The organism is Pseudomonas sp. JV414 (genome assembly GCF_032424305.1).
Classification (GTDB): Bacteria; Pseudomonadota; Gammaproteobacteria; order Pseudomonadales; family Pseudomonadaceae; genus Aquipseudomonas; species Aquipseudomonas lini.
This window is the reverse complement of sequence record NZ_VYKC01000020.1, coordinates 359,618-382,902: the sequence shown is the minus strand read 5'-3', so window position 1 is coordinate 382,902 and position 23,285 is coordinate 359,618. Positions and strand designations below refer to the sequence as shown.

At 58.7% G+C, this 23,285-nt stretch carries 25 protein-coding genes and 1 tRNA gene; 6 read left to right on the top strand and 20 right to left on the bottom strand.

Going from position 1 to position 23,285, the window contains the following annotated elements:
• Position 1 precedes the first annotated feature (1 nt).
• The 5 genes from gcvP to F6R97_RS21425 all read left to right on the top strand — a co-directional run bounded on the left by gcvP (position 2) and on the right by F6R97_RS21425 (position 6,782).
• A complete protein-coding gene (gene gcvP, locus F6R97_RS21445) occupies positions 2 to 2,854 on the top strand; it encodes an aminomethyl-transferring glycine dehydrogenase (RefSeq protein ID WP_315867059.1) in 2,853 nt (950 codons plus the stop codon).
• 205 nt (positions 2,855 to 3,059) lie between these two features.
• The gene (locus F6R97_RS21440) at positions 3,060 to 4,436 is read left to right on the top strand and encodes an L-serine ammonia-lyase (RefSeq protein WP_038981965.1); all 1,377 of its coding nucleotides are present in this window, start codon (positions 3,060 to 3,062) and stop codon (positions 4,434 to 4,436) included.
• Between the two features lie 33 nt (positions 4,437 to 4,469).
• On the top strand, positions 4,470 to 5,594 hold the full coding sequence (gcvT, locus tag F6R97_RS21435) for a glycine cleavage system aminomethyltransferase GcvT (RefSeq protein ID WP_315867058.1): 1,125 nt from the start codon (positions 4,470 to 4,472) through the stop codon (positions 5,592 to 5,594).
• A 391-nt stretch (positions 5,595 to 5,985) separates the two neighbouring features.
• Entirely contained in the window at positions 5,986 to 6,198 is a 213-nt protein-coding gene (locus F6R97_RS21430; protein WP_003175786.1) for a cold-shock protein, read from the top strand.
• A 95-nt stretch (positions 6,199 to 6,293) separates the two neighbouring features.
• Positions 6,294 to 6,782: an RDD family protein gene (locus F6R97_RS21425; RefSeq protein ID WP_007903319.1), complete on the top strand. Its 489-nt coding sequence runs from the start codon at positions 6,294 to 6,296 to the stop codon at positions 6,780 to 6,782.
• A gap of 135 nt (positions 6,783 to 6,917) precedes the next feature.
• On the opposite strand, the gene nadA is transcribed toward F6R97_RS21425, so the two are convergent.
• The 18 genes from nadA to F6R97_RS21335 form a co-directional block, all read right to left on the bottom strand.
• Positions 6,918 to 7,976 carry a quinolinate synthase NadA gene (nadA, locus tag F6R97_RS21420; RefSeq protein WP_008072916.1) on the bottom strand — a complete coding sequence of 353 codons (1,059 nt, stop codon included), beginning with the start codon at positions 7,974 to 7,976 and terminating at the stop codon, positions 6,918 to 6,920.
• Between the two features lie 251 nt (positions 7,977 to 8,227).
• Positions 8,228 to 8,303, bottom strand: a tRNA-Lys gene (locus F6R97_RS21415).
• A gap of 63 nt (positions 8,304 to 8,366) precedes the next feature.
• Positions 8,367 to 9,059 carry a 7-cyano-7-deazaguanine synthase QueC gene (gene queC / locus F6R97_RS21410; protein WP_038981963.1) on the bottom strand — a complete coding sequence of 231 codons (693 nt, stop codon included), beginning with the start codon at positions 9,057 to 9,059 and terminating at the stop codon, positions 8,367 to 8,369.
• Position 9,060: 1 nt separating this feature from the next.
• A complete protein-coding gene (queE, locus tag F6R97_RS21405; RefSeq protein ID WP_008072914.1) occupies positions 9,061 to 9,708 on the bottom strand; it encodes a 7-carboxy-7-deazaguanine synthase QueE in 648 nt (215 codons plus the stop codon).
• Between the two features lie 165 nt (positions 9,709 to 9,873).
• Positions 9,874 to 10,713 (bottom strand): tol-pal system protein YbgF, encoded by an 840-nt coding sequence (gene ybgF / locus F6R97_RS21400; RefSeq protein WP_315867057.1) that lies wholly within the window; start codon positions 10,711 to 10,713, stop codon positions 9,874 to 9,876.
• A gap of 6 nt (positions 10,714 to 10,719) precedes the next feature.
• Complete coding sequence (gene pal / locus F6R97_RS21395; RefSeq protein ID WP_003178634.1) at positions 10,720 to 11,217, bottom strand: peptidoglycan-associated lipoprotein Pal; 498 nt, start codon at positions 11,215 to 11,217, stop codon at positions 10,720 to 10,722.
• A 52-nt stretch (positions 11,218 to 11,269) separates the two neighbouring features.
• The gene (gene tolB, locus F6R97_RS21390; protein ID WP_038981961.1) at positions 11,270 to 12,571 is read right to left on the bottom strand and encodes a Tol-Pal system beta propeller repeat protein TolB; all 1,302 of its coding nucleotides are present in this window, start codon (positions 12,569 to 12,571) and stop codon (positions 11,270 to 11,272) included.
• Positions 12,568 to 13,647 (bottom strand): cell envelope integrity protein TolA, encoded by a 1,080-nt coding sequence (tolA, locus tag F6R97_RS21385; protein ID WP_007897028.1) that lies wholly within the window; start codon positions 13,645 to 13,647, stop codon positions 12,568 to 12,570. Before tolA ends, tolB begins: the two co-directional genes overlap by 4 nt.
• On the bottom strand, positions 13,647 to 14,099 hold the full coding sequence (tolR, locus tag F6R97_RS21380; protein WP_161794748.1) for a protein TolR: 453 nt from the start codon (positions 14,097 to 14,099) through the stop codon (positions 13,647 to 13,649). Before tolR ends, tolA begins: the two co-directional genes overlap by 1 nt.
• 23 nt (positions 14,100 to 14,122) lie before the next feature.
• The gene (gene tolQ / locus F6R97_RS21375) at positions 14,123 to 14,818 is read right to left on the bottom strand and encodes a protein TolQ (RefSeq protein WP_007897030.1); all 696 of its coding nucleotides are present in this window, start codon (positions 14,816 to 14,818) and stop codon (positions 14,123 to 14,125) included.
• Complete coding sequence (gene ybgC, locus F6R97_RS21370; RefSeq protein WP_007933231.1) at positions 14,808 to 15,275, bottom strand: tol-pal system-associated acyl-CoA thioesterase; 468 nt, start codon at positions 15,273 to 15,275, stop codon at positions 14,808 to 14,810. The genes tolQ and ybgC overlap by 11 nt, the downstream gene beginning before the upstream one ends.
• Before the next feature lie 127 nt (positions 15,276 to 15,402).
• Positions 15,403 to 16,464, bottom strand: a complete 1,062-nt coding sequence (ruvB, locus tag F6R97_RS21365) for a Holliday junction branch migration DNA helicase RuvB (protein ID WP_008006678.1) — start codon at positions 16,462 to 16,464, stop codon at positions 15,403 to 15,405.
• Positions 16,465 to 17,079 carry a Holliday junction branch migration protein RuvA gene (gene ruvA / locus F6R97_RS21360; RefSeq protein ID WP_038981959.1) on the bottom strand — a complete coding sequence of 205 codons (615 nt, stop codon included), beginning with the start codon at positions 17,077 to 17,079 and terminating at the stop codon, positions 16,465 to 16,467. It abuts the gene before it with no gap.
• A gap of 115 nt (positions 17,080 to 17,194) precedes the next feature.
• Positions 17,195 to 17,719: a crossover junction endodeoxyribonuclease RuvC gene (ruvC, locus tag F6R97_RS21355; protein ID WP_007897036.1), complete on the bottom strand. Its 525-nt coding sequence runs from the start codon at positions 17,717 to 17,719 to the stop codon at positions 17,195 to 17,197.
• 157 nt (positions 17,720 to 17,876) lie between these two features.
• Positions 17,877 to 18,623, bottom strand: a complete 747-nt coding sequence (locus F6R97_RS21350) for a YebC/PmpR family DNA-binding transcriptional regulator (protein ID WP_315867056.1) — start codon at positions 18,621 to 18,623, stop codon at positions 17,877 to 17,879.
• A 123-nt stretch (positions 18,624 to 18,746) separates the two neighbouring features.
• Positions 18,747 to 20,522, bottom strand: a complete 1,776-nt coding sequence (gene aspS, locus F6R97_RS21345) for an aspartate--tRNA ligase (RefSeq protein WP_048395647.1) — start codon at positions 20,520 to 20,522, stop codon at positions 18,747 to 18,749.
• Between the two features lie 122 nt (positions 20,523 to 20,644).
• Entirely contained in the window at positions 20,645 to 20,866 is a 222-nt protein-coding gene (locus F6R97_RS21340) for an FmdB family zinc ribbon protein (protein WP_010457489.1), read from the bottom strand.
• Positions 20,867 to 21,002: 136 nt separating this feature from the next.
• Positions 21,003 to 21,341 carry a ribbon-helix-helix domain-containing protein gene (locus F6R97_RS21335; RefSeq protein ID WP_315867091.1) on the bottom strand — a complete coding sequence of 113 codons (339 nt, stop codon included), beginning with the start codon at positions 21,339 to 21,341 and terminating at the stop codon, positions 21,003 to 21,005.
• A 464-nt stretch (positions 21,342 to 21,805) separates the two neighbouring features.
• Here F6R97_RS21335 and F6R97_RS21330 point away from each other — a divergent pair, with 464 nt between their 5' ends.
• Positions 21,806 to 22,408, top strand: a complete 603-nt coding sequence (locus F6R97_RS21330) for a cold-shock protein (protein WP_038981954.1) — start codon at positions 21,806 to 21,808, stop codon at positions 22,406 to 22,408.
• A 55-nt stretch (positions 22,409 to 22,463) separates the two neighbouring features.
• On the opposite strand, the gene F6R97_RS21325 is transcribed toward F6R97_RS21330, so the two are convergent.
• Positions 22,464 to 22,670 carry a SlyX family protein gene (locus F6R97_RS21325; protein ID WP_050683199.1) on the bottom strand — a complete coding sequence of 69 codons (207 nt, stop codon included), beginning with the start codon at positions 22,668 to 22,670 and terminating at the stop codon, positions 22,464 to 22,466.
• Positions 22,671 to 22,673: 3 nt separating this feature from the next.
• On the bottom strand, positions 22,674 to 23,099 hold the full coding sequence (locus F6R97_RS21320) for an HIT family protein (RefSeq protein ID WP_007897048.1): 426 nt from the start codon (positions 23,097 to 23,099) through the stop codon (positions 22,674 to 22,676).
• Positions 23,100 to 23,285 lie beyond the last annotated feature (186 nt).

The window sequence follows — 23,285 nt, the reverse complement described above, 5'->3', positions numbered from 1 at the left end:
CATGACTCAAGTAAACCTAAGCACCGCCAACGAATTCATCGCGCGCCACATCGGCCCGCGTTCCGGCGACGAGCAAGCCATGCTCAACAGCCTGGGTTTTGACTCCCTGGAAGCCCTGAGCGCCAGCGTCATTCCCGACAGCATCAAAGGCACCAGCGTTCTCGGCCTGGAAGACGGCCTGAGTGAAGCGGATGCCCTGGCGCTGATCAAATCCATCGCCGGCAAAAACCAGCTGTTCAAGACCTACATCGGCCAGGGCTACTACGGCACTCACACGCCGTCGCCAATCCTGCGCAACCTGCTGGAAAACCCGGCCTGGTACACCGCTTACACCCCGTACCAACCAGAAATTTCCCAAGGCCGTCTCGAAGCGCTGCTGAACTTCCAGACGCTGATCAGCGACCTGACCGGCCTGCCGATCGCCAACGCCTCGCTGCTCGACGAAGCCACCGCCGCTGCCGAAGCCATGACCTTCTGCAAACGCCTGAGCAAGAACAAAGGCAGCCACGCGTTCTTCGCGTCGGTTCATTGCCACCCGCAGACCCTCGACGTGTTGCGCACCCGTGCCGAGCCGTTGGGCATCGACGTAGTGGTCGGCGACGAGCGCGAACTGAGCGACGTGACGCCATTCTTCGGCGCGCTGCTGCAATACCCGGCCAGCAACGGTGACGTGTTCGACTACCGCGAACTGACCGAGCGTTTCCACGCGGTTAATGCACTGGTCGCAGTTGCCGCTGACCTGCTGGCCCTGACTGTGCTGACCCCGCCGGGCGAGTTCGGCGCTGACGTGGCCATCGGCAGCGCGCAACGCTTCGGCGTGCCGCTGGGTTTCGGTGGTCCGCACGCGGCCTACTTCTCCACCAAGGACGCGTTCAAGCGTGACATGCCAGGCCGTCTGGTCGGTGTTTCCGTGGACCGTTTCGGCAAGCCGGCCCTGCGCCTGGCCATGCAGACCCGCGAGCAACATATCCGCCGCGAGAAAGCCACCAGCAACATCTGCACCGCGCAAGTGCTGCTGGCCAACATTGCCAGCATGTACGCCGTGTACCACGGCCCGAAAGGCCTGACGCAGATCGCCAAGCGCATTCATCACCTGACCGCGATCCTCGCCAAAGGCTTGAGCGCATTGGGCCTGACCGTCGAGCAAGCCAGCTTCTTCGACACGCTGACGGTTAAGACCGGCGCGCAAACAGCTGCTTTGCACGACAAGGCGCGTGCTCAGAAGATCAATCTGCGTGTTGTAGATAGCGAGCGTCTGGGTCTGTCCCTCGACGAAACCACCAGCCAGGCCGACGTTGAAACCCTGTGGAGCGTGCTGTCTGAAGGCAAAGCGCTGCCAGACTTCACTGCACTGGCCGCGAGCGTTGCAAGCACTCTCCCGGCCGCGCTGGTTCGCCAATCGCCGATCCTCAGCCACCCGGTGTTCAACCGTTATCACTCGGAAACCGAGCTGATGCGCTACCTGCGCAAGCTCGCCGACAAGGACCTGGCCCTGGATCGCACCATGATCCCGCTGGGTTCCTGCACCATGAAACTCAACGCTGCCAGCGAAATGATTCCGGTAACCTGGGCCGAATTCGGTGCCTTGCACCCATTCGCCCCGGCCGAGCAAAGCGCCGGTTATCAGCAGCTGACCGATGAACTGGAAGCGATGCTCTGTGCCGCCACCGGTTACGACTCGATCTCCCTGCAACCGAACGCCGGTTCCCAGGGTGAATACGCCGGTCTGCTGGCGATCCGTGCCTACCACCAGAGCCGTGGCGAAGACCGTCGCGACATCTGCCTGATCCCGTCGTCCGCCCACGGCACCAACCCGGCCACCGCCAACATGGCTGGCATGCGTGTAGTCGTGACCGCCTGCGATGCCCGCGGCAACGTCGACATCGAAGACCTGCGCGCCAAGGCCATCGAGCACCGCGAACACCTCGCTGCGCTGATGATCACCTACCCGTCGACCCACGGCGTGTTCGAAGAAGGCATCCGCGAAATCTGCGGCATCATTCACGACAACGGCGGCCAGGTTTACATCGACGGCGCCAACATGAACGCCATGGTCGGCCTCTGCGCACCGGGCAAGTTCGGCGGCGACGTGTCCCACCTGAACCTGCACAAAACCTTCTGCATTCCCCACGGCGGTGGTGGCCCGGGCGTCGGTCCGATTGGCGTCAAGTCGCACCTGACGCCGTTCCTGCCGGGCCACGCCCAGATGGAACGCAAGGAAGGCGCGGTCTGCGCGGCACCGTTCGGCAGCGCGAGCATTCTGCCGATCACTTGGATGTACATTCGAATGATGGGTGGCGCGGGTCTCAAGCGTGCTTCGCAACTGGCGATCCTGAATGCCAACTACATTTCCCGTCGCCTCGAAGAGCATTACCCCGTGTTGTACACCGGCAGCAATGGCCTGGTGGCGCACGAGTGCATCCTTGACCTGCGTCCGTTGAAAGACAGCAGCGGCATCAGTGTCGATGACGTCGCCAAGCGCCTGATCGACTTCGGCTTCCACGCCCCGACCATGTCGTTCCCGGTGGCCGGCACGTTGATGATCGAGCCGACCGAAAGCGAATCCAAGGAAGAACTGGACCGCTTCTGCGACGCCATGATCCGCATCCGCGAAGAAATTCGCGCGGTGGAAAACGGCACGCTGGACAAGGACGACAACCCGCTGAAAAACGCACCGCACACCGCCGCGGAAATCGTCGGCGAGTGGACGCATCCGTACAGCCGTGAGCAAGCGGTGTATCCGGTAGCGTCGCTGATCGAAGGCAAGTACTGGCCACCGGTCGGTCGCGTCGACAACGTCTTCGGCGATCGCAACCTGGTCTGCGCCTGCCCGTCGATCGAAAGCTACGCTTGATCTATAGGGGGCGGGTTCGCTCGCCCCCATTTCCAAGAACACCACATCTCCCTGTAGGAGCTGCCGCAGGCTGCGATCTTTTGATCTTTTTCTCGAGTTCACTCGGGTATCAAGAGCAAGATCAAAAGATCGCAGCCTGCGGCAGCTCCTACAGGGTGCATGCCTCGTGATATTTACGCCTATAACAAGAAACCGGAGAACAACCATGTCGTTAAGCGTGTTCGACCTGTTCAAGATTGGCATCGGCCCCTCCAGCTCCCACACCGTCGGCCCGATGCGTGCTGCTGCGCGCTTCGCCGAAGGTCTGCGCCGTGAAGGGCTGCTGGCCGCAACCACCTGCGTCAAAGTCGAGCTCTACGGCTCGCTCGGCGCCACCGGCAAAGGCCACGGCAGCGACAAGGCTGTGTTGCTGGGCCTGGAAGGCGAACACCCGGACACCGTAGACACCGAAACCGTCGCCGCTCGCCTGCAAGAGATTCGTGGCAGCGGCCGCCTGAACCTGCTCGGCGAACACAGCATTGCGTTCAACGAGAAAGAACACCTGGCGATGATTCGCAAACCGTTGGCCTATCACCCCAATGGCATGATCTTTCGCGCATTCGATGCGGCGGGCATACAAATCCGCAGCCGCGAGTACTACTCGGTCGGCGGTGGTTTTGTCGTCGATGAAGACGCCGCCGGTGCCGACCGCATCGTCGAAGACGCCACACCACTGACCTTCCCGTTCAAAAGCGCCAAGGACCTGCTCGGTCATTGCAGCACTTACGGCCTGTCGATCAGTCAGGTAATGCTGACCAACGAAAGTGCCTGGCGCCCCGAAGCGGAAACCCGGGCCGGTTTGCTGAAGATCTGGCAAGTGATGCAAGACTGCGTCACCGCCGGTTGCCGCAACGAAGGCATCCTCCCCGGTGGGTTGAAGGTCAAACGTCGGGCCGCGGCGCTGCATCGGCAATTGTGCAACAACCCGGAATCGTCGCTGCGCGATCCGCTTTCAGTGCTGGACTGGGTCAACCTGTATGCCCTGGCGGTCAACGAAGAAAACGCCAACGGCGGACGCGTAGTCACTGCGCCCACCAACGGTGCAGCCGGGATCATTCCGGCAGTGCTGCATTACTACATGCGCTTCATCCCTGGCGCCAACGAAGACGGCGTCGTGCGCTTTCTACTGACGGCCGCCGCAATCGGCATTCTGTACAAGGAAAACGCCTCGATCTCCGGTGCCGAAGTCGGCTGTCAGGGCGAGGTTGGCGTCGCCTGTTCCATGGCCGCCGGCGCCTTGTGTGAAGTGCTTGGCGGTACGGTACAGCAAGTGGAAAACGCCGCCGAAATCGGCATGGAACACAACCTCGGTCTGACCTGCGACCCGATTGGCGGGCTGGTGCAAGTGCCTTGCATCGAGCGCAACGCCATGGGTTCGGTCAAGGCCATCAATGCGGTGCGCATGGCCCTGCGCGGCGACGGTCAGCACTTCGTCTCCCTCGACAAAGTCATCCGCACCATGCGCCAGACTGGCGCTGACATGAAAAGCAAATACAAGGAAACCGCCCGTGGCGGTTTGGCGGTCAACATTATCGAGTGCTGATGCGCGCATCTGCACTATTTTCAGGAGCTGGATATGTCCACCGAACAACTGTTGAAAACCCCGTTGCACGCACTGCACCTCGAACTCGGCGCCCGCATGGTGCCGTTTGCCGGCTACGACATGCCGGTGCAATACCCGTTGGGCGTGATGAAAGAACACCAGCACACCCGTGAGCAGGCCGGGCTGTTCGATGTGTCGCACATGGGCCAGATCCGCCTGACCGGCGCCAACGCGGCCAAAGCCCTGGAAACCCTGGTGCCGGTGGACATCATCGACCTGCCAGTGGGCATGCAGCGTTACGCGATGTTCACCAACGAGACCGGCGGCATCCTCGACGACCTGATGGTCGCCAACCTCGGTAACGACGAACTGTTCCTGGTGGTCAACGCGGCCTGCAAGGATCAGGACCTGGCTCACTTGCGCAAACACATCGGCGAGCAGTGCAGCATCGAGCCGCTGTTCGAAGAACGTGCCCTGCTGGCCCTGCAAGGTCCGGCCGCCGTCACCGTACTCGCACGTCTGGCGCCTGAAGTGGCGAAGATGACCTTCATGCAATTCGCCCGCGTGAAGCTGTTGGGCGTGGACTGCTTTGTCAGCCGTTCGGGCTACACCGGTGAAGACGGTTTCGAAATCTCCGTGCCCGCGGCCAACGCCGAAACCCTGGCTCGTGCCCTGCTGGCCGAACCGGAAGTAGCGGCCATCGGCCTCGGCGCTCGCGACTCCCTGCGCCTGGAAGCCGGCCTGTGCCTCTATGGCCATGACATGAACACCGAAACCAGCCCAATCGAAGCGAGCCTGCTGTGGGCCATCTCCAAGCCTCGTCGTGCGGATGGCGCGCGGGCCGGTGGCTTCCCCGGCGCTGAAACTGTGTTCGCCCAGCAGCAAACTGGTATCAGCCGCAAACGCGTTGGCCTGCTGCCGCAGGAACGCACGCCAGTGCGCGAAGGTGCAGAGATCGTCAACGAAGCCGGCGAAATCATCGGCAGCGTGTGCAGCGGCGGCTTCGGTCCGACCCTCGGCGGTCCTTTGGCCATGGGTTACCTCGACAGCGCTTATATCGGTCTGGATACACCGGTTTGGGCAATTGTTCGTGGGAAAAAGGTGCCTTTGCTTGTAAGCAAAATGCCATTTGTTCCACAACGCTACTATCGCGGTTGATTGACTGTTTCTATAAGTAACGCGGCTGCGTTAACAGTGCACTAATCTGTAACGCAGCCGCCATAAAACAGTGCGCACGTTTCGTTTATGAACGTTACTTATAACGATCGAAAACAACTGAACAACTCTATCGAATAAGCCTGCGCTAGTGCCTCCCTGATAGTCACCAACCCGAGGAAATACGGGCCTTCGCAGGGCTTGTTTTTTCTCCCGTAGTTGGCGTAGAGTTTGTTCACTGTGTTTGCATGGGTCGCTTGGAATCGTGACCTGGGCAGTAGCCTACAAGTTAGCTACATCCCGTTCGACGTCTTCTTACTCTCCTGCAACCAGCCCCAGTACTCTTTCACGAGAAGGAGACTGTCATTCATTTTTGCGTCAAAGGAAATAAGAAATGTCCCAACGTCAGAGCGGTACCGTCAAGTGGTTTAACGACGAGAAAGGTTTTGGTTTTATCACTCCAGAAAGCGGTCCGGATCTGTTCGTGCATTTCCGCGCTATTCAGGGCAACGGCTTCAAGAGCCTGAAAGAAGGCCAGAAAGTGACTTTCGTTGCTGTGCAAGGCCAGAAAGGCATGCAGGCTGACGAAGTACAAGCAGAAGCCTGATCTTCTGTAACGAAAAAGCCCCTGATACTGATATCAGGGGCTTTTTTGTGCGCGCAAATCCGTAAAATGGCTTCTTTTTCCGTTCAGAGGCTGCCATGTCGAAACACCTGCTCTACCCACAGGGCGACTTCCCCGCCGTCGGCCTGGGGCGTCGTCTGGCAGCGATGTTCTACGACTTTCTGTTATGCACCGCCCTGCTGATCGTCACCAGCGGCATTTACAAGATGATCCAGATGGCGATCATCGGCGAAGGCCAAATGCGAGCCTTGACCGAAGCCGGCGCGCTGGACGGTGATCCGCTGCTATCGACGGTGCTGCTGTTCGTGCTGTTCGGGTTCTTCGCCAAGTTCTGGACCTGGTCGGGGCAGACGCTGGGCATGCAGGTCTGGGGCATCCGCGTGCAAAACGCCGATGGCTCATCCATCAGCCTGTGGCAGGCTCTATTGCGCTTTGTGGTGTCGATCGCGTCCTGGCTATGCCTCGGGCTGGGATTCTTCTGGTCGCTGTTCGACAAGCAGAAGCGCAGCTGGCATGACATCTATTCCAATACCCAGCTTGTACGGATCCCGAAGAAAACAAAGTAATTTCAGCAGACAAAAATCACTGTGGGAGCGGGCTTGCTCGCGAAGGCGGTGTGTCAGACAACATCAATGTTGACTGATACGCCCTCTTCGCGAGCAAGCCCGCTCCCACAGTTTTTGCGACTTGACTGACAGATCTCAGGCGTTGCCGGCCAACTTCATCCGCGCAGCCTGTGTGAAATCAAGCATCCGCTTCAACGGCCGCACTGCCTGCGGAATCAACGCCGGATCAACAAAGATCTCGTTCGTCCCTTCACGCAAGCTCTTCAGCGTGCGCTCAAGAGTGTTCATCGCCATCCACGGGCAATGTGCGCAACTGCGGCAGGCTGCGCCGTTACCGGCCGTTGGCGCTTCGATAAAGACCTTGTCCGGGCACAGCTGCTGCATCTTGTAGAAGATGCCGCGGTCGGTCGCGACGATCAGGGTCTTGTTCGGCAGACTTTGCGCAGCAGCGATCAGCTGACTGGTGGAACCCACCGCGTCGGCCAACTCGATGACGGCGGTCGGCGACTCCGGGTGCACCAGAATGGCCGCATCCGGGTACAGCGCTTTCATGTCTTCGAGCTGCTTGGCCTTGAACTCTTCGTGGACAATGCAGGCACCGTCCCACAGCAGCATGTCGGCGCCGGTCTTGCGCTGGATGTAAGTGCCCAGGTGCTTGTCCGGAGCCCAGATGATGGTTTCGCCGTTATCCATCAGGCTTTCGACGATTTCCAGCGCACAGCTGGAAGTCACCACCCAGTCCGCCCGCGCCTTGACCGCCGCCGAAGTGTTGGCATACACCACCACCGTACGTTCCGGGTGCTGATCGCAGAATGCCGAGAACTCGTCCACCGGGCAACCCAGGTCCAGCGAGCAGGTCGCTTCCAGGGTCGGCATCAGCACGCGTTTTTCAGGGTTGAGGATTTTCGCGGTTTCGCCCATGAACTTCACACCGGCGACCACCACAGTCTTGGCCGGGTGGGCATTGCCGAAGCGGGCCATCTCCAGAGAGTCGGAGACGCAGCCACCGGTTTCTTCGGCCAGGGCCTGAATGACCGGATCGCAATAGAAGTGGGCAACCAGCACCGCGTCCTGAGCCTTGAGCTCGGCAGCGATGGCAGTACGGTAATAAGCCTCTTCCTCGGCGGTCAGCGGTTTGGGCTGCTTGGCGTCGAGGTGGGCTTGAACCAGAAGGCGTTCGGAAATCTGCGTCATGTTCGCAAGACCTGCAGGCGCTTTCGCGCGAAAGTCGAGTATACACCCGGCTCCGGACCCTTCGGGGTACCGCCGGGAGAGTGAGTATTCATCAGGCGTGGATAGCGTTGAAGCTGCGCAAGGCTACAGAATATCCCGTGGATGCAAAAGATGATTCTGACCTGCGTCCCCCGGACTGAGCCGAGCTCAAATCGCGGGCAAAAAAAAACCCGGAAATCCTCACTTACGTGGGCCTTCCAGATTTTTTAAAATGGTGGGTCGTGTGGGATTCGAACCTACGACCAATTGGTTAAAAGCCAACTGCTCTACCAACTGAGCTAACGACCCGCTGTGTGGTGGCGCGTATAATACTGATTTTTAAGGACTATTCAACACCTAATTTGAAATAAATCAAAAATAAGGTGTTGGGTCAGTCACACCGGCCGCCGCGAAGCCTTCTGCACGCAGGCGGCAGCTGTCGCATTTACCGCAGGCGCGGCCATTATCGTCTGCCTGATAGCAGGAAACGGTCAGCCCGTAATCGACGCCAAGCTTCACGCCGGCCTGAACGATCTGGGCCTTGCTCAGGTTCTGCAGTGGCGCCTGGATACGGAAGCCCTGCCCTTCTACCCCGGCCTTGGTCGCCAGGTTGGCCATGCGCTCGAAGGCTTCGATGAACTCGGGACGGCAATCAGGGTAACCGGAGTAATCCACCGCGTTGACACCGATAAAGATGTCACGTGCGCCCAGCACTTCGGCCCAGCCCAGCGCCAGGGACAGAAACACGGTGTTGCGCGCCGGCACATAAGTCACCGGGATACCTTCACCCGGCGTTTCCGGTACATCGATGCTAGTGTCGGTCAGGGCCGAGCCGCCGATACCGTTCAGGTTCAGGCCGATCACCTTGTGCTCGACCACACCCAGGTCTTGGGCGACCCGTGCAGCGGCGTGCAATTCGGCGTGAGACCGCTGACCGTAATCGAAGCTCATGGTGTAGCAGCTATAGCCTTCAGCACGGGCCATGGCCACGACAGTCGCGGAGTCGAGGCCACCGGACAGCAAGATGACCGCACGTTTCTCTGCAGTGTTCGTTTGTTCAGTCATTTCAGCGCCCCGGCTCGTCATTCCAAAGATATTTATGCAGCTGCAATTGCAGACGCACAGGCAGATTGTCCGCTACCACCCAGTCCGCCAGATCACGCGCGTTCAGGTCATGGTGGCTCGGCGAGAACAGGACTTCGCCGGCACGCTGGTCAAGACCGTACTGAATCAACTTGGACACGGCCCAGTCGTAGTCTTCCCGCGAGCAGATGACAAATTTCACCTGATCGTTAGGCGTGAGCAGTTCGATGTTCTCGTAGCGGTTGCGGTGCGCTTCTTTTGAACCCGGGGTTTTCAAGTCGACGACGCGACTGACCCGTGGATCGACCGCCGAGATATCCAGCGCGCCACTGGTTTCCAGGGACACTTCGTAGCCGGCATCACACAACTGCTTGAGCAAGGGAATGGCATTAGGTTGCGCCAGGGGTTCGCCGCCCGTGACACAAACATAACGCGGACGAAAACCGGCGACTTGCTCGAGGATGTCATCGAGCGTGCGAATGGTGCCGCCAGTGAACGCGTAGGCGCTGTCGCAGTATTGGCAACGCAATGGGCAACCGGTCAGGCGCACAAAAACAGTGGGCAGCCCGGCAGTCCGCGTTTCACCCTGCAACGAGTAGAAAACTTCGGTGATTCTCAATGTGTCTTGCATAGTCGCCACGGGCGTAACAGCTAAACAGGCTGTCCGCCTCCGTCAGGCACTTCAAGGAACCCCGCCAACGCGCGGATCCCCAAAAGCGTGTTTCATAAAAAGGGGATGAATTCTAACGAAAAAACCCGCGACAAGCGCGGGTTTCTTCAAAACGACCAAGCAGGCTTACATGCGCTGCAAATCGCGCTGAGCCAACTGAGCGGCGGAAGTACCCGGATATTGGGACACAACCTGCTGCAGAATGCCTTTGACCCTGTCGGTATGACCGAGGCGGCGTTCTACATCAGCAAGCTTGTACAGCGAATCAGGCACTTTAGGGTGCTTGGGGTACAGTTGCGAAACCTTGGCAAAAGCCTGACCCGCACCTTGCAGATCGCCTTTGGCCAGGTTCACTTCACCCAACCAGTACTGGGCGTTGCCCGCGTATTGGCTGTTCGGGTATTTGCGCAGGAATGCGGCGAAAGCCTGGCTGGCCTTGTCGAAATCCTTGGCCTTGATCAGGTCGAAAGCTGCATCGTAATACAGTTTTTCCTTCGCCGGATCAGCCGGTTCGCCACCCGCGGCAGGCGCTTGAGCGGCTGCCGCTCCGGCACCTGCGCCGGCTGCTGCACCGGGGGCATTCAAATTGCCACCGGTGGAAGAATTATCAGGAGTCGCGGCTGGTGCAACGCCGGTTCCTATGCGCCGATCAAGATCCTGATATCGCTCCAGGTTCTCTTGCTTCATGCGCGCTACATCATTTTGCAGAACTTCGATCACACCCTGTTGGCGTGAGATCTGCTCCTGCATCGATTGCAGTTGGTTGAACAGCTCGCCCTGTGCCGAGACAGGGGCCGAAACCCCTCCCCCGGCATAGGCGCCGTTCGTACCGTAACCCGCAGGCGGATAACTACTCCCGCTATTGTTATAGCCGGAGTTGTCCTCGACCACAGGAACCGCAGCCCACACCGCAAGCGGTGCGAGGCTGAGAGCCAAAACAGTTACAGCACGACGGCACGTTCGCATGACGAATTACTTACGCAGTTCGACGCGACGGTTTTGAGCCCAGGACTGCTCGTCGTTGCCGGTAGCAACTGGACGCTCTTCGCCGTAGGAAACCAGTTCCAGCTGAGCTGGGGAAACACCTTGCAGTACCAGGTAGCGCTGAACGGCTTTCGCACGACGCTCGCCCAGTGCCATGTTGTACTCACGAGTACCACGTTCGTCGGTGTTGCCTTCCAGAACAACGCGAGCGCCGTTTGCTTTCAGGTCTTTGGCGTGAACGTCCAGAGCGCGCATGGCTTCTGGCTTCAGGTCCGAGCTGTCGTATTCGAAGTAGAAGGTGGTGATTGCGCGCAGAGCAGCTTCTTCGCTCAGGGAGCCGTCAACAGCACCAGTGTTTGCGCCGTAACCAGCGTTTGGATCAACAGCGCCTTCACCGGCATTGTCGCCGCCTTTGGACGAGCAACCTACAGCTACAGCCATGGCCAGAGCCAGCGCAGCAAATTTACCAAACTTCAGCATTTCCATCGTGAAACTCCTAATGAACCCCAGTGTGTTAAGTACAACGTGTAGCGCCGCGTCAGTTCAGGTAAGGGGACCAGGACGGTTCTCTGACTTCGCCTTGTGCGGTAGGAAGCGGGAGCCTCACGCGTCCATTAATGGACACGAGCATCAAGACTCCCCGGCCCTGCTGGCGGGTGGCGTAGATTACCATGGTGCCGTTGGGCGCAACAGTAGGCGACTCGTCCAGAGTGCTATCAGTGAGGATCTTTACACTACCGCGCTGCAAATCCTGGGCCGCCACCTTGAAATTGGTGAAGCCTTCCTGACGATGGATCATCACCAGGGTCTTTTCATCGGCCGACAGTTTAGGGTTGGCGTTGTAGTTACCGATAAAGGTCACACGCTCCGCACCACCACCGCTTGCGCTGGTTTTGTAGATCTGTGGCTTGCCGCCACGGTCGGAGGTGAAGTAGATGGTCGAACCATCTTTACCCCAGAACGGTTCGGTGTTGATGCCCTGACCGTTGGTGACGCGACTGATCTGACGCGAACCCAGGTTCATTACATAAATGTCCGGGTTACCGTCTTTCGACAGTACGAACGCCAGGCGCTGACCATCCGGCGACCATGCCGGCGCACCATTCAGGCCTTCGAAGTTGGTGATCTGCTCACGGCGACCGGTGTCTATGTTCTGCATGAAAATGCGCGGACGCTTCTGCTCGAACGAGACGTAGGCAATGCGCTTGCCATCCGGTGCAAAACGCGGCGACAGGATCGGCTCGCGCGATTGCAGCAGGGTCACGGCACGGGCACCGTCATAGTCCGAACGTTGCAGCGTGTAGCGAGTGTTCTTCTCGGAGAACCGCTCGGCCGTCACGTACAGCAGACGAGTCGAGAACGCACCTTTGATACCGGTGAGTTTTTCGAATGACTGGTCGGAGATGTAGTGCGCCATGTCGCGCAGTTGATCGACGCTGCCCGACACGCTGCCGGTCAGCACTTGCTGCTCGGTGGCGACGTTGAACAGTGCGTATTGAACCTGCAGGCGACCGCCCGCTGGAACAATGCTGCCGACCATGACGTACTGGGCACCCAGCGCCTTGAAGTCACGGAAGATGATTTCGCTGGCCTGGCTTGGCTGGCTGATCATGTTCTGTTTCGGAATCGGCGAGTAGTAACCCGAGTTGCGCAGGTCGTTACCGATGATTTCGGCCATGTCGTCCGGCAGCACGCTGCCGCCCTGGTTGCCAAACGGAACGACTGCAATCGGGGTGGCCCGATCACTGCCGCTGGTGACCAGAATGTTTTTTTCATCAGCTGCCGCTATCCCTGCCAGGCAGCAGATAACGACAAGCATTCCTCGAAGAAGGTTTCTCACAAGGCTAGATCCTCAGGTGTGAATGTCATCTTGAATGAACGATACGGAGCGAAATCGCTCGGCTTCATTCCTTGCATTTCTGTCAAACGTCCAATGTTCTTGACCGCCGCTACAGCGGAGGCGTCAAACGGACCATCGCCGCTGGACTTTGCCACGCCAACCGAAGTCACCGTACCATCCGGCAACATGCCGATTTGCAACACGACCGTCATGCCTTTGCGTGCCGAAGGTGGACGAGCCCAACCTTCCGCTGCACGAGCACGAATCAGATCATCGAAACTGCCGGCGACTTCGTCACCCTGCTCATCGGCCAAGGCCTGCTGACGCTGCGGCGTGTCGGAAAGCAAATCTGCCAGGGCCTGAGCCTTTTTCTCTTCGGCGGATTTACGCGACGCTTCCTGCGATTTTTTCTTCGCGGCATCGGCAGCAGCTTTCTTCTTCGCGTCTTCGGCGACTTTCTTCTTCGCCTCTTCAGCTTCAGATTTCTTCTTGGCGTCTTCCGCGGCTTTCTTCTTCGCGTCTTCGACGATCTTTTTCTTCGCTTCTTCAGCGGCCGCTTTCTTGGCCTCTTCTTCAGCAGCTTTCTTGGCTTCTTCTTCAGATTTCTTCTTGGCTATATCAGCCAATTGTTTCTCTTCGGCCTTTTTGGCTTCGGCGGTCTTCTTGGCTTCATCGGCTTTCTTGGCTTCATCAGCCTTTTTTGCCTCTTCCGCTTTCTTCGTCTCGTCGGCCTTCTTGGATTCTTCGGCTTTTTGAGCCGCATCTTCCTTCTTTTGTTCCGCGGCCTTGATCGCTTCCTGCTCGATCTTTTTCTGTTCCATCTGTTCGACTTCGGTCTGGCGCGCAGCAGATTTCTGCGCTTCACCCGCAATCTTCTGATTGGTCTGGGTGGTCGCCCGACTTTTCGATTTCAACTGGTACAGGGTCGCCTGGACGATCGGCTTGGCCGGCGGCAGCTCCGGTGTGAAGGCGAAACTGACAAACAGCATGCCGAAAACCAGCACGTGCAGGACAATCGCCCAGACACTAGGCCAGAAGTAGCTTTCCGAGGCGGACGGCTCTCGCATTTGCTGCATCAGGGTGCCTCGGTAATCAAGCCAACATTACCGACCCCGGCTTTCTGCAACCCACCCATCGCGCCCATGACGGAGCCGTAATCGACAGTCTTGTCGCCGCGAATGAATACCTGGGTACGCTTGCCGCCTTCAGTACCGACGCGAATGATCTTGGTCACGGCGTCGGTCATTTGCGGCAAGGTCATGGCCCTGTCCTGCTGCTTATCGGTGTCGACTTCGCTGCCAAGGTTCCAGTAGTAGGTCTTGTCAGACTTGATCGAAATGGTCAGGACCTGGGTGTTGTTGTCCTGCGGCAAGGCTTCGCTGGAAACCTTGGGCAGATCAACTTTCACGCCCTGATTGAGCATCGGCGCGGTCACCATGAAGATGACCAGCAGTACCAGCATCACGTCGATGTAAGGCACCACGTTCATCTCGGCAACCGGCTTGCGCTTTTTGCGAGCTCGAGCGATTAAAGCCATTGGAAATTACCTGCTTATTCTTCGCTGGTGTGCACTTTGCGGTGCAGGATCGCCTGGAATTCGTCGGCGAAGGTGTAGTAACGGCCCAACAGGGTTTCGCTGCGAGCAGCAAAACGGTTGTACGCGATAACGGCCGGGATGGCGGCGAACAGACCGATCGCGGTAGCAATCAGTGCTTCGGCGATACCCGGGGCCACAGTGGCCAGGGTCGCTTGCTGGGCAGTTGCCAGACCACGGAAGGAGTTCATGATGCCCCAGACCGTACCGAACAGACCGATGTACGGGCTGACGGAACCGACGGTGGCGAGGAACGGCAGGCTCTGCTCGAGCTTTTCTTCCTCACGGGAAATGGCGACGCGCATGGCACGGGCCACGCCTTCCATGACCGCTTCCGGGTCAACGCCGGACTGCTGACGCAGGCGGGAGAATTCCTTGAAGCCGGCACGGAAGATCTGCTCGACGCCCGAATCCGGATCAGGGTTGCTGCCAGCCTGACGGTAGAGTTTGGACAGGTCGATACCGGACCAGAAGCGCTCTTCAAAGCTCTCCAGGGCACGTCGACCGGCGCGCAGCAAGTTGCTGCGCTGAAAGATCATGATCCATGAGGTCACCGATGCGGCTACCAGGATCAGCATTACCAGTTGCACCACGATACTGGCATTGCTGACCAGGCTCCACATGGAGGAATGGTCGACGACGTTAGCTTCCACGCTTTATCTCCTGCTTTGAGTGTGTACCCGCGCCGCTCACGTCGGCAAAGGCCGCACGTAGAGCTTCGGGAATGGCCCGGGGTTTCAAACTGTTGGTGCGCACACAGGCCACCAGAAACTGCCCTTCGCAGAGCAGCACATTATCCGTAGCCCGCCTGACCTGCTGTTTGAAGCGCAGGCTGACCCGGTTCAATTCAATTACTTCAGCGCTTACCAGCAGTTCGTCGTCCAGTCGCGCCGGCGCGTGGTAACGCGCTTCGCTGGAATGCACGACAAACAACAGGTCCTCCCCTGCCAGCGCCGACTGGGCAAAGCCCAGCTCTCGGAGCCGCTCGGTTCGAGCCCGTTCCATAAACTTGAGGTAATTGACGTAATACACGATGCCGCCCGCATCGGTGTCCTCGTAATAAACGCGACAACGATGTGCGAAAGGCTCAAGCCCGTTTTGCGCGCGCATACTCTAGTGCTTACTCCTCAGGTTGCCAATCCGGCCAGGCAACTGTTTTTCATTGATTCGCGGCTTTATGGCGAAAGTACGGTCCTGGGACAGCACAAACCCCGAATAAATCAGCGCGCAAAGGTTACTAATCGTCCACGGCATCGAGGAACTCGTCTACCACGGGCATCTCGCCTAATCGTGACGGGATGTTTAAACCGAAGTGCAGGTACGCATGCCGAGTGACCACCCGCCCCCGCGGAGTGCGCATGATATAGCCCTGCTGGATCAAATACGGCTCCAGCACGTCTTCAATGGTGTGACGCTCTTCGCTGATCGCCGCCGCCAGACTGTCCACCCCCACCGGCCCACCGTCGAACTTCTCGATCATGGTCAGCAGCAGGCGTCGGTCCTGATGGTCGAAACCACGCTCGTCGACATCCAGCAGGTTCAGCGCCAGGTCGGCGATCGGTTTGGTGATGTGGCCCTTGGCGCGGACCTCGGCAAAATCCCGGACCCGGCGCAGCAAGCGGTTGGCGATCCGCGGCGTGCCACGGGCACGGCGGGCGATTTCGAAGGCGCCTTCCGGGTCCAGTGGTAAACCGAGAATGTTCGCCGAACGGCTGACAATCGTTGCCAGGTCGGCGGTGTTGTAGAACTCCAGACGCTGGACGATCCCGAAACGGTCGCGCAACGGGTTGGTCAGCATGCCGGCGCGAGTAGTTGCGCCGACCAGGGTGAACGGCGGCAGATCGAGCTTGATCGAGCGCGCGGCCGGCCCTTCGCCGATCATGATGTCGAGCTGGAAATCTTCCATGGCCGGGTACAGCACTTCTTCGACGATCGGCGACAGGCGATGGATCTCGTCGATGAACAGCACGTCATGGGGTTCAAGGTTGGTCAGCAGCGCCGCCAGATCACCCGGACGCTCGAGGACCGGCCCCGAGGTGCTTTTGATCGACACGCCCATTTCCTGGGCAATGATGTTGGCCAGGGTGGTTTTACCCAAGCCCGGAGGGCCGAAAATCAGCGTGTGATCCAGGGATTCATTGCGCCCGCGCGCGGCCTGAATGAACAACTCCATTTGCTCGCGAACGGTCGGCTGGCCAATGTATTCGGCCAGGCTGACGGGACGAATCGCCCGGTCCTGGACTTCCTCGCGGTCACGGGGACCACCCGTGGCGGCGATCAGACGATCAGCTTCAATCACTTAGATCATTCCCTTAAGGGCACGACGAATCATGTCTTCACTGCTCAAACCTTTCTCCTTGATCGCGGAAATCGCCTTGCTGGCCTCCTGCGGCTTGTAGCCCAGGGAAATCAGCGCGCTGACCGCGTCATTTTCGGCGGTGGCGACCGGAGGCGCATCTGGCCCACCCGGCTGGTTTGGCACCAACGCGAACATCGCCGGTACGGTTTCCCACGCTTTGAAGCGGTCCTTGAGTTCCACCAGCAAACGCTCGGCCGTCTTCTTGCCCACGCCCGGCACCTTGGTCAGCGCCGAAGTGTCCTGGGACTGCACGCAACGAACCAGCTCGTCGACCTCCAGGCTCGACATCAAGGCCAGCGCCAGTTTCGGTCCCACACCATTGAGACGGATCAACTCGCGAAAAAAGTCTCGCTCGCGCTTGCCGAAGAAGCCATAGAGTAACTGCGCGTCTTCGCGTACGACCAAATGGGTGTGCAAGGTCAGCGGTTCACCGACCGACGGCAAGCGATAAAGCGTGGTCATGGGTACTTCCAGCTCATACCCCAGACCGTTTACATCCAGAATCAGATGCGGCGGCTGTTTCTCAGCCAAAGTGCCGCGCAAGCGTCCAATCACGTTTCAGATCCTTGAGCCTTGGCCAGATCAGTGCTGGCGACTGACAGAACAAGGGTTTTGCGCCGACAACACAGGCGCAAAACCCTCATTCCATAAAAAATGATTGCTGATGCTATCAGAGACGCAGGCGCCCGCCACGACTGCGTGCCGTACCCAGACCATGAGGCAACAGGCTGGAGCGGGTGTGAGCGTGGCAAATCGCGATGGCCAGGGCGTCCGAGGCATCGATTTGCGGCTTGCTGGTCAATTTCAGCATGTGCATGACCATCATTTGCACTTGTTCCTTGTTCGCCCCGCCGGTGCCGGTCACCGCCTGTTTGACTTGGGTCGCGGTGTATTCGGCGATTTCCAGGCTTTCCTCCGCACCAGCCACGATGGCTGCGCCGCGGGCCTGGCCGAGTTTGAGGGCGGAGTCGGCATTGCGCGCCATGAAGACTTTTTCAATGCCCATGGTCACCGGGCCGTAGGTCTGGATCACTTCACGCACGCCTCGATAGACGATTTGCAGGCGCTCATGCAGCTCGCCGGAGCCCGTGCGAATGCAGCCCGACGCCACGTACACGCAGCCACGCCCGGTATCGCGAACCACGCCATAACCGGTGATACGCGAACCGGGGTCGATTCCAAGAATTAAAGTCATAACGCCTGCGGGGTCAGAAAAAGCACGATATTCATTACAGCGAATAACAAATGTGGGAGCTGGCTTGCCTGCGATGACGTAGGCACATCAAACAATGATGTAGCCTGACACGCCGCCATCGCAGGCAAGCCAGCTCCCACACTGAATCTTAGTCGCCTTAACTGAGCTGTGCGGCGACCGACTCTGGAATGTCGGCGTTGGAATACACGTTTTGCACATCATCCAGGTCTTCAAGCATGTCGATCAGCTTGAGAACCTTCTCGGCGCCTTCCAGGTCCAGTTCGGCACTGGTGGTCGGCAGCATGACGATTTCCGCATCATCGCCCTTGAAGCCGGCAGCCTCCAAAGCGTTGCGCACCGAATAGAAGCCGGCGAACGAGGTGAACACGTCGATCGAACCGTCTTCGTGGGTCACCACGTCATCGGCATCGGCCTCCATGGCCGCTTCCATCAGCGCATCCTCATCAACGCCTGGCGCGAAGGAAACCTGCCCCTTGCGCTCGAACAGGTAGGCCACCGAACCGTCGGTGCCGAGGTTGCCGCCGCACTTGCTGAACGCATGGCGAACAGCCGCTGCGGTGCGGTTGCGGTTGTCGGTCATGCATTCGACCATCACCGCCACACCGCCCGGGCCGTAACCTTCGTAGGTCAGTTCGACCATGTCGTCGGTATCGGCGGCACCGGCACCACGAGCAACCGCGCGGTCGATGATGTCGCGGCTCATGTTCGCACCCAGCGCTTTGTCCAGCGCCAGACGCAAACGCGGGTTGGAGCCCGGATCACCGCCACCCTGACGAGCAGCAACCGTCAGTTCACGAATCCACTTGGTGAAAATCTTGCCCTTCTTGGCATCCTGACGTTCTTTGCGGTGCTTGATGTTCGCCCACTTGGAATGACCCGCCATAACTCGCTCCGAATTATCTTTGAAACATTGCCCGCCACGCCATGATGCGCCAGCCAGCAAAAAAAAATCTCGACCATTCTATAAAGAAAGGGCGCATCCGAAGATGCGCCCTTCTGGTCAGCCTTACTCAGCTTTAGGCGTTTCGCGCAGACGAATGTGCAGTTCGCGCAATGCCTTGGCATCCACCAGACCCGGTGCCTGAGTCATGACGCAGGCAGCGCTCTGGGTTTTCGGGAAGGCGATCACTTCACGGATCGACTGGGCGCCGGTCATCAGCATCACCAGACGGTCCAGACCAAAGGCCAGGCCACCGTGCGGCGGCGCGCCGTATTTCAGGGCGTCGAGCAGGAAGCCGAACTTCTCTTCCTGTTCCGCTTCGCTGATACCCAGCAGACGGAACACCGACTGTTGCATTTCCTTGCGGTGGATACGGATCGAACCGCCACCCAGCTCGGTGCCGTTCAGGACCATGTCGTAGGCACGGGACAGCGCGGTCGCCGGGCTGGCTTCCAGTTCTTGCGGCGTGCACTTCGGCGCGGTGAACGGGTGGTGCAACGCGGTGAAGCTGCCGTCGTCGTTTTCTTCGAACATCGGGAAGTCGACGACCCACATCGGGGCCCACTCGCAGGTCAGCAGGCTCAGATCGTGACCAACCTTGATCCGCAGCGCGCCCAGGGCTTCGCTGACGATCTTGGCTTTGTCGGCACCGAAGAACACGATGTCGCCGTCAACCGCGCCAACGCGATCAAGGATCACATTGAGGTTGGCTTCAGGGATGTTCTTGACGATCGGCGATTGCAAGCCTTCAACGCCTTTGGCGCGCTCGTTGACCTTGATGTACGCCAGGCCCTTGGCACCGTAGATGCCGACGAACTTGGTGTAGTCGTCGATCTGCTTGCGCGGCATGCTTGCCGCGCCTGGAACGCGCAGAGCGGCAACACGGCATTTCGGGTCGTTGGCAGGGCCGCTGAACACCTTGAAGTCGACTTCTTTCAGTTGATCGGCAACGTCAACCAGTTCCAGCGGGTTACGCAGGTCCGGCTTGTCGGAACCGTAACGACGCATGGCCTCTTCGAAGGTCATGTGCGGGAAGTCGCCGAACTCCAGATCCAGCACTTCCTTGAACAGGTTGCGGATCATTTTTTCGGTGATGCCCATGATCTCTTTTTCATCGAGGAAGCTGGTCTCGATGTCGATCTGGGTGAATTCCGGCTGACGGTCGGCGCGCAGATCTTCGTCGCGGAAGCACTTGGCGATCTGGTAGTAACGGTCGAAGCCGGCGACCATCAGCAGTTGCTTGAACAGCTGCGGCGATTGCGGCAAGGCGAAGAAGCTACCTGCGTGAGTACGGCTTGGCACCAGATAGTCACGCGCGCCTTCCGGGGTCGCACGGGTCAGGATCGGCGTCTCGACATCAAGGAAGCCGTTCTCGTCCAGGAAGCGACGGATGCTGGTGGTCATGCGCGAACGCAGACGCAGCTTCTCGAGCATTTCCGGGCGACGCAGGTCGAGGAAACGATAACGCAGGCGGGTTTCTTCGCCGACGTCGGAGAACTCGTTGAGCGGGAACGGCGGGGTTTCCGCTTCGTTCAGCACTTCAAGCTCGTAGCCCAGCACTTCGATCATGCCCGACGCCATGTTGGCGTTGGTGGCACCGGCCGGACGCAGGCGAACCTTGCCGGTGATCTTGACCACGTATTCGCTGCGCACGCGATCGGCGGCGGCGAAGGATTCAGCGCGGTCCGGGTCGAACACCACCTGGGCCAGACCGTCACGATCACGGATATCGAGGAAAATCACCCCACCGTGGTCACGGCGACGGTGAACCCATCCGCAAAGGGTAATTTCCTGGCCTTCCAGGCTTTCGTTCAGTTGGCCGCAATAATGGCTGCGCATCATGGTAGTGGTTTCACTTCTCGTAATTCGAAATTCGGTTGGAGGTCTTGCCGCACCCCCACACCTAAACAAGGTGCCAGATGATGCAAGAGCTCGCGCGTGTCATTCAGCCCGGGCGCTAGACCCTAGTCAGCTTTGTCGCCACCGGCCAGATTCTTCTTGGAACCGGTCTTGAAGTCGGTTTCGTACCAGCCGGTGCCGCTGAGGCGGAAGCCCGGCATGGACAGCATCTTTTTCAGCTCTGGCGCCTGGCAGGCAGGGCAGTCGACCAGCGGTGCTGCGCTGATCTTTTGAATGGCTTCCAACTGATGACCACAGGAAGCACATTGATAGTCGTACATCGGCATGGGGGTTGTCTCGGCGATCAGATTGCTACCGCGCATACTGGGCTTTGCGGCAAAGGGCGGGATTATATCCATTAAATGCAGCCTGTGCAGCCGTAAGACTGCACAGACCGACACTCGACCCGATCAATCGCCACCGCTAAGCCATGACGAGGCAACTTCCCTCCTTCAGGCTGTGCACGACGCAGACAACCCGCACCAGCCCGGTGAAGTTCTTCACCCCGCCATGACGCAAATGCACTTCACGATCCACGTGGGACAACAGCGCACTGACCGAGCAGCAATTGACCTTGGCCATATCACCCAAAATATCCCAATAGACCTGCTCCAGCCGCAAACAGGTGGCAAAGCCATTCAAACGCACTGACCGGGAAAATGGCTGGGCCAGGCCCATATCGAATTCGCTGACTAATGAATCAATACTTACGTCCTTGAGTGGACCGACCCTCCCCTCGTTTCGCCTGTCTTCATGAACCATACCGTTGACACTCCTTTGCCATCCTTGCTGCTTATAAGAGTCATATTCCGTTTCCTTATAAAAGCGCAGGCGCACAGGCATATCCAGATGACTTTATGACCATCAACGTAGGATAAGCCAACAACGGAGGGGAGATCATGGAGCACGTCCTAGGCCGGACGTTTTCCCACAAGAACTGACGCAACATCACTCAATGAAAAGGCAAAAGATCCGAGGAACACTGCGCGCGAACAACACTCAGCAAGCGTCATCTGCATACCGGCCAGTGGAAAGCACCGCTGGACTGCCTGATTTGAGTAGCCGCGGGCTTTGCTGTTAAATAGGCAGTGTGTCGCTACCGCCTATTTTCCGGGGGTTGCGCATAGGCTGATACCGGGCACGTGTCCAACGCCTCTTATTGTTCTGAAGCGAACCGTGCTCCATCAGCTCTTCCTTGTGATCCGTCTTAACGTGAGTTAATTAAAATGTTGAAAATCGTCCACCTGCTAATGGGCGCAGCAGCCCTGCTGCTGTCCTTCATCCCTAGCCTGCGATCCGAAGCGGTACCTTACCTGCAACAACCCGATGCGCTGTACCTGGCCTTTTTCGGCCTGCTCAACCTCACCCTTGCACCTGTTATCCCTTACTGGAACAAAGGCCCGCGTCATCAACTGCAAAACCTGGTCAGCGCCTTGCTGGTGCTGGCTGTCGTGCTGCAAACCCTGACACTGATCGCCCCGATGCCTGTCATCGCCGGTCAACCTGCCGTTCTGTTCAGCCTGGTCGTTGCCCTGATCGCCATTTTTTTGCACCTGGCCGTCAGCTTCTACAAATCTTCACCGGCCGCCGCCTCGCCAAGCTATGACATGAGCAACCGCGATACTGGCACCGTCAAGTGGTTCAACACCTCCAAGGGCTTCGGCTTTATTTCCCGTGACTCCGGCGATGATATTTTTGTGCATTTCCGGGCAATTCGCGGTGAAGGCCACCGTGTTCTGGTCGAAGGCCAGCGCGTGGAGTTCTCTGTCATGAACCGTGACAAAGGCCTGCAAGCCGAAGATGTGATCGCCGCCCTGCCGCGTCGCTGATTCCAAGGCTAAAAAAAACCGCGAACAATCGTTCGCGGTTTTTTTTGCCTGCATTTCAGTAATGCGGCGGTGGCGCCTCTTCTTCGAAGGACTCGAACTGACCGGCCATTTCCTCTTGCCGCTTGAGCAATGCGGCCATTTGCAGTTGCAGGCGCTCCACTGCGCGCTGCTGCGTCGCCAGCACATCACTCAATGCCTGGATGGTGTCATCCTGAAACGCCAGCTGGCTCTCCAGATCGGTAACGCGCTCTTCCAGGCTCATGATTCAACCCTCCAGAAACGTGAAGTCATCGGTCAACACCAGACGCAGCCGTTCGCGAATCGTCGCGATCTGCTCTGGACTGTATGGCAAAGCCTGCTGCTTGCCCCAGACCGGAGCTGGCCAGGCGGCGTCCTCACGCTTGCGCACAATCACATGCATGTGCAACTGACTGACTACATTACCCAGGGCCGCGACGTTCAACTTGTCCGCGTCGAATGAGTCCTTGAGCATTTCCGCCAGCGCGGTCGTTTCCTGCCACAGCTGCTGTTGATCTGCGACATCTAACTGAAATATCTCACTGATATCCTCGCGGCGTGGCACGAGGATGAACCACGGGTAGTTCGAGTCATTGGACAACAGCAGCCGACAGAGCGGGAAATCGCCGATTGGCAACGTGTCTTGTTGAAGTCGTGGATCTAAAGCGAACACAGCGCGCACTCCCCTCTGGTCATCTTTTTTCAGCTTAGCGCCCATACCAAAAGACGGCGGCACCAAGCGACAGGACGGCAGCATACCTGCGAATGCCACGCGCTTCACGACGAACTGCCACCAGCAGCGTCCTCCGGGCGCCCCGACATGAGCCATTTTGATCCGGCATGCACCATGACAGAACCA